General features: G+C 41.6%; 6 protein-coding genes. 3 read left to right on the forward strand and 3 right to left on the reverse strand.

All coding sequences use genetic code 11. From position 1 onward, the window contains the following. Positions 1 to 522 precede the first annotated feature (522 nt). Positions 523 to 1,308 (forward strand): hypothetical protein, encoded by a 786-nt coding sequence (locus WBA89_RS21885; RefSeq protein WP_424409419.1) that lies wholly within the window; start codon positions 523 to 525, stop codon positions 1,306 to 1,308. 319 nt (positions 1,309 to 1,627) lie between these two features. Here WBA89_RS21885 and WBA89_RS21890 read toward each other — a convergent pair whose 3' ends face one another. Both WBA89_RS21890 and WBA89_RS21895 read right to left on the reverse strand, forming a co-directional pair. Then, entirely contained in the window at positions 1,628 to 2,389 is a 762-nt protein-coding gene (locus tag WBA89_RS21890) for a nucleotidyltransferase domain-containing protein (protein WP_424409421.1), read from the reverse strand. Between the two features lie 67 nt (positions 2,390 to 2,456). Beyond that, the gene (locus WBA89_RS21895; RefSeq protein ID WP_424409423.1) at positions 2,457 to 3,401 is read right to left on the reverse strand and encodes a nucleotidyltransferase domain-containing protein; all 945 of its coding nucleotides are present in this window, start codon (positions 3,399 to 3,401) and stop codon (positions 2,457 to 2,459) included. Positions 3,402 to 3,661: 260 nt separating this feature from the next. Between WBA89_RS21895 and WBA89_RS21900 the strand changes: the two genes are divergently transcribed. Next, positions 3,662 to 3,856, forward strand: a complete 195-nt coding sequence (locus WBA89_RS21900) for a type II toxin-antitoxin system HicA family toxin (RefSeq protein ID WP_424409424.1) — start codon at positions 3,662 to 3,664, stop codon at positions 3,854 to 3,856. After that, entirely contained in the window at positions 3,856 to 4,062 is a 207-nt protein-coding gene (locus WBA89_RS21905) for a type II toxin-antitoxin system HicB family antitoxin (RefSeq protein WP_424409425.1), read from the forward strand. The genes WBA89_RS21900 and WBA89_RS21905 overlap by 1 nt, the downstream gene beginning before the upstream one ends. Positions 4,063 to 4,119: 57 nt before the next feature. Here WBA89_RS21905 and WBA89_RS21910 read toward each other — a convergent pair whose 3' ends face one another. After that, positions 4,120 to 4,359, reverse strand: a complete 240-nt coding sequence (locus WBA89_RS21910) for a hypothetical protein (protein ID WP_424409426.1) — start codon at positions 4,357 to 4,359, stop codon at positions 4,120 to 4,122. Positions 4,360 to 4,685 lie beyond the last annotated feature (326 nt).

Below are 4,685 nucleotides of genomic sequence, written 5' to 3' on the forward strand. Positions count from 1 at the left end.
GTCTTGGAGACATGGGCGATCGGAAATCGGGTTTGATGGACGAAAATTATGTGTTTTGACAGAAATATCTGGTAAAAAACCCGGTTTCTTCGGTCTTAATGTACTTAGGAGTGTTAATGTCCGGTTAATTCTGCCTCTTGTTCGATCTCAGAGTTTTCACTGAGATTGGCGATCGCCTTTGATGGCAGAAATCCTAGGTACTTAGGGCGATCGGCTGTCTGAAGCCGAGTTTCTCTGTCACAGATCGATCGAATGTAGAGCTCTACTCAACCGCAGTCAGGATTTCAGCTTCATTTTTCGATATCTCTAATTTACCTTTCAATAATTAAATTTTTGTTAATTTGCACGAATAAACTTGCGGGCGATCGATATCTGCTACATTTCTTAATCAAGCTATAATTTTACAATAAAAAAAATAAACTCTTCACCGCGATGACTCATCTATGCCCGTAGATATACCGAGAAAAAAATTTTTGGGATAACATATGCTTAATCCAAAATTAAACAAACGGTTAAGAAAACATGAAATTTCAAATTCCTCTAGCTCCAGGGACTATCACCCAATTTTTGCTGAGAGTAGTCACCTGTCTGGTTGTAATATCTTTCTTAAGTCAGATGGCTGCGTACTTGTTGCCTGGTGTATCGCCGGACAACTACTTAGTAAGGGCATTCGGCGTGGATTCCGAGCGGAACATTCCAACCGCATACTCAGCTTTGGCATTGCTGTTTTGTTCTTTCTTGCTGGGTACGATCGCCTATGTGAAAAATTTGGATAGTTGTCGCTACAAGAATTACTGGAAAGTTTTATCATTCATATTTGTATATCTAGCTGCAGACGAAGCTGGTCAATTGCACGAAAAACTGATACTACCGATGCGAACCATGCTAAATGCCACAGGAATTCTTTACTTTACTTGGGTTGTGCCGATCGGTATTCTAGTAGTGATATTTCTCTTATCCTACACTAAGTTTCTGTTCCACCTTCCTGTTCCTACAAGAAAATTGTTTGTTGCAGCAACCGCTCTTTATATTGGAGGAGCGCTAGGGATGGAATTGGTAGGGGCATACCGATCTTCTACAGCGGGAGAGGATAATATACTTTACCAGATAATAGTAACCATTGAAGAGTCATTAGAAATGCTCGGCATCGTCGTATTTATTCACGCATTGACTTCATATATCAAGACATCTTTAGGCGGGGCAACTTGGAATATTTACATACCAGGAAAAAACACACAAGTTACCGCAAATGAAAATATCGGCATACCCGCCCTCAGCGCACGAGCCAACACAAATATCTCAAGGTAAATCACTTACAACCGGGTTTGATGGAAGACGAAAATACTGCATTCTAGCCTTGAAATTGCTCGTTACCAGGCTCTGCCTGGTAATGCAGATAGGCGAGGCTCTGCCTCCTTCTTTCTTGCAACTTACAGGAGAGAAGACTGTAGAAGGTGTTTAAGTTATTAAGTTTTCGATCCTTACAACCGGGTTTGATGGAAGACGAAAATACTGCATTTTGGTCTTCAATCACAATCAAAAACCCGGTTTTTTGGTATTAGTGTGTGTGGGAATAGAGGTTCTGCAATCTTTCGCGCACCAAACGAGTAATTAGAAGTAGAACAGCTTAGTTCACAGATGACATTCTCACCTTTACCAAGAATTCACTAAGAGCAACCTTTGCATCAGGATTTGACGGCAAATGACTTGTCAAACTTGCCTCTTCTAATACATTGATTAGCCGATCGCGCTCCTGCTGATAAAATTCAATATCTGTATCCTCCAGCACAGATTTTTCCGCACCAGCCAGTTTGCGATCGATCAAATCGGGAATATACGGTAACTGGAACTCCTGATTTAGTTTAACCAAATTCGCCTCAACTTCCCCCGTTTGCATCAAATGAATCCCCGCCAGCAACACCCGGTAAACGTACAGCAGCGGCTTAACCCGACGCGGGCTTTGTTTCTCAAACAATCTCCATTGAGTCTGAGCAAAACCGAGATAGTGGTGGCTGTGGTGCTTGGTGATGCAGTTCGATGCCAGTTCTTTTAACTCTTCGTGTTCCTTGGTAGTGTAAACTATGAGCGGCGAATACAGTTGTTCCAACACGTAGCCGTTGCGCTTCAACAGCAACTCAAGAAACTTTTTAATATCGTGAGTGACTAAATCGAGTTCCATTTTCTCCCGAACTTCCGAAACTTCGATTGTTTCTTCTCCCGAAATCAGTCCAATTACTTTCGGTAGCGGCAAGATATGTACTCCCCGCAAATCGAAGTCAGAATCTGCGGAAGGAAAGCCGTACAAGTGCGATCCGCTGACAGTCGCAAACAGCAGCGGGTAAGGTCGAACAGAGATAATTTTGGCTAGATTAGAAATGTATTCGATCATTTTTCTCTTCAGTCCGCGCAGGCGGACTTTGTTTGTGTAGAAGCGATTTCAATCGCCGAATTATAAATCAAGTTCCGATCGCACTTTTACGAGATTTAATCAAAAACTGATTAGCTTTCTCGTAATTAGGACGTTCCGGTAAGGAAGTTGCAGCAAAAGCGCGATCGAACTCTGAGTGCAAGCTCAACCGCCAGCAATTAACCTCATCCCAGGAGATTTCCTGGTTGCGGATTGATAGCAATTGCGATCGAAAATCCTGCACCCGCACCGGCACAAACCCCTCCTTCAGCACCGTAATTCCCGACAGCAACAACCGAATTAAGTGCATAGCGTGCTTCGATCGCACTTCTCCTGTATTCCGCAAGTCTTGCTCCATTTTTTTAAATTGAGACAAAACGTAGCTATTGTAAGTTTGATAAATTAATTGAGACAGAAAGATTTCCCTAATTTCTAGCAATTCTTGTGCTACAGGAGAAAGTGTTTCTACTAAAGGCGTGTACAAACATTCTAGCACATTGGGATTAGCTTTTAGTGCCAAAACCAGAAACTTTTGCAGTTCCCAATAGCATTCCTGATTTTCCTTGTTTTCCAATTGTTCTGGAATGCCGTAAAGCGACCAATGAAGAATTGCCGGCGGCTGGTAAATCCCGCGCCTGTCTGTATCGGATTGCTCGTTATCCAAACCGTAGGCTCTGGAACCAACAATGCAGCGGTAAATAACAGAATCGTAGAGGTTGTATTCTGCGAGAAAATCTCCTCCTGAGTCCAATCCTTCGCTTTGAAATTGTTTGCGGATGCTGAGTTCGTGCCGCCGCAGACTAATTTGTGTTCCGTCTGGGAGTTTGACTAAATATGCGTGGGAATTGTCGGTAGGCGATTGAACGATGACACCTACTAATCCCGGTTTCCAAGATTCGTTAGTTGCAGGATTTTTGACTTCAATTTTGGTGACAATTTGGGTTCCTGCGGGGATGATTAAGTTGAAATTTTGGGAAATATTGGCATTTGCCATGAGGGAACCTCCTGCGGTGGCACGAGCGACAATGTTAGTGTAGCATAGATGTAGTATAATTGAAAAGGGGGTTTGGGCGATCGCGTCCTGCTTGCAGCCAGTGCTACGGCTGTTTTGGCCGTGTTAAACATTGTCTTCGGATTGAGCTGAGCAGGATGAGGTTTTTTATCAGTCGCGCAGGTTACAATGGAGAGGTTGCTGAAGTTAGAGTATATTATCGGAATAAAAGTGTGGGAGTTGATGAGTTTTATAGATGAAAAATGAAAGTTAGAGAAGTTATTAAAATGTTAGAAGATGATGGTTGGTATTTAGCTAGAACAAGGGGCAGTCACCGTCAATTTAAACACCCTGAAAAGGCTGGAACTGTCACTGTGTCAGGTAATTTAGGCGTTGATATGCCAATTGGTACGCTTAAAAGTGTTTTGCGGCAATCTCAACTAGAGGAGGAAGATTAATGCGTTATGCTGTTGTAATTGAAAAAGGTGAAACTAGCTACGGTGCGTATGTTCCCGATTTACCGGGATGTGTAGCTGTGGCTGAAAGTTTAGAAGAGGTGAGAAATTTAATTAAAGAGGCGATCGCATTTCATATTGAAGGACTACAAGATGATGCTTTTCCTATTCCCGAACCAGTTTCTATTTGCGAATATGTTGAAGCTTAAGCTAAACGTCAATTACTTTTTATTTCCCGTCCGTTTTTCTCCCGCTTAATTTTCCCCTTATACCCCCTTTTCACTTTCATGTTGTGCAGGAAGTGCTACACGCCCATGAAAGTCATGATAACGATGTGAAAAGTCTTCTAAATATGGACTTTCAAGCACAGCACGTCGTTTAGCAAAATTATTATTTATTTGATGGTATAAGAAATCAGCATCTATAGCAAAAATCTTTTTAAAATCTACTGTTAATTCTGGTATTCCTTCCTGAGATGATTCACATTCTAGAGGTATTTTTTCCAAAAAATGGTATTGCTGATAACGATTAGATTTTACTAAATTCCAATCTGCTGAATTGAGCTGGACTGTTTTGTCGGAGCGAATTTCTTGAGCTGTATATACTTGACAGCAAAGTATAGAATTTAATAACTTATTAGGTTTATCTCGATTTTGCCTAGCGCTATAGTCCCAATCTAAATCACAGTTTTGAGTAACAATAATTGGTATCCGCTCAATAAGTAGGGGTAGCAGAGAAAAAAAAGTAAGCAGAGTGCACAAAGTGTCATAAAATAGGAGACATGACGCCAAAGATTATTTCACAAGACAAGTCATCCTCCGATTTACTGCAA

The sequence above is a fragment of the Microcoleus sp. genome (assembly GCF_049646505.1).
In the GTDB taxonomy this organism is placed as follows: domain Bacteria; phylum Cyanobacteriota; class Cyanobacteriia; order Cyanobacteriales; family Microcoleaceae; genus Microcoleus.

Bases quoted from the DNA above. Each gene is read 5' to 3' on its own strand.
- WBA89_RS21885 (WP_424409419.1), top strand. From the start codon at position 523: ATGAAATTTCAAATTCCTCTAGCTCCAGGGACTATCACCCAATTTTTG.
- WBA89_RS21890 (WP_424409421.1), bottom strand. From the start codon at position 2,389: ATGATCGAATACATTTCTAATCTAGCCAAAATTATCTCTGTTCGACCT.
- WBA89_RS21895 (WP_424409423.1), bottom strand. From the start codon at position 3,401: ATGGCAAATGCCAATATTTCCCAAAATTTCAACTTAATCATCCCCGCA.
- WBA89_RS21900 (WP_424409424.1), top strand. From the start codon at position 3,662: ATGAAAGTTAGAGAAGTTATTAAAATGTTAGAAGATGATGGTTGGTAT.
- WBA89_RS21905 (WP_424409425.1), top strand. From the start codon at position 3,856: ATGCGTTATGCTGTTGTAATTGAAAAAGGTGAAACTAGCTACGGTGCG.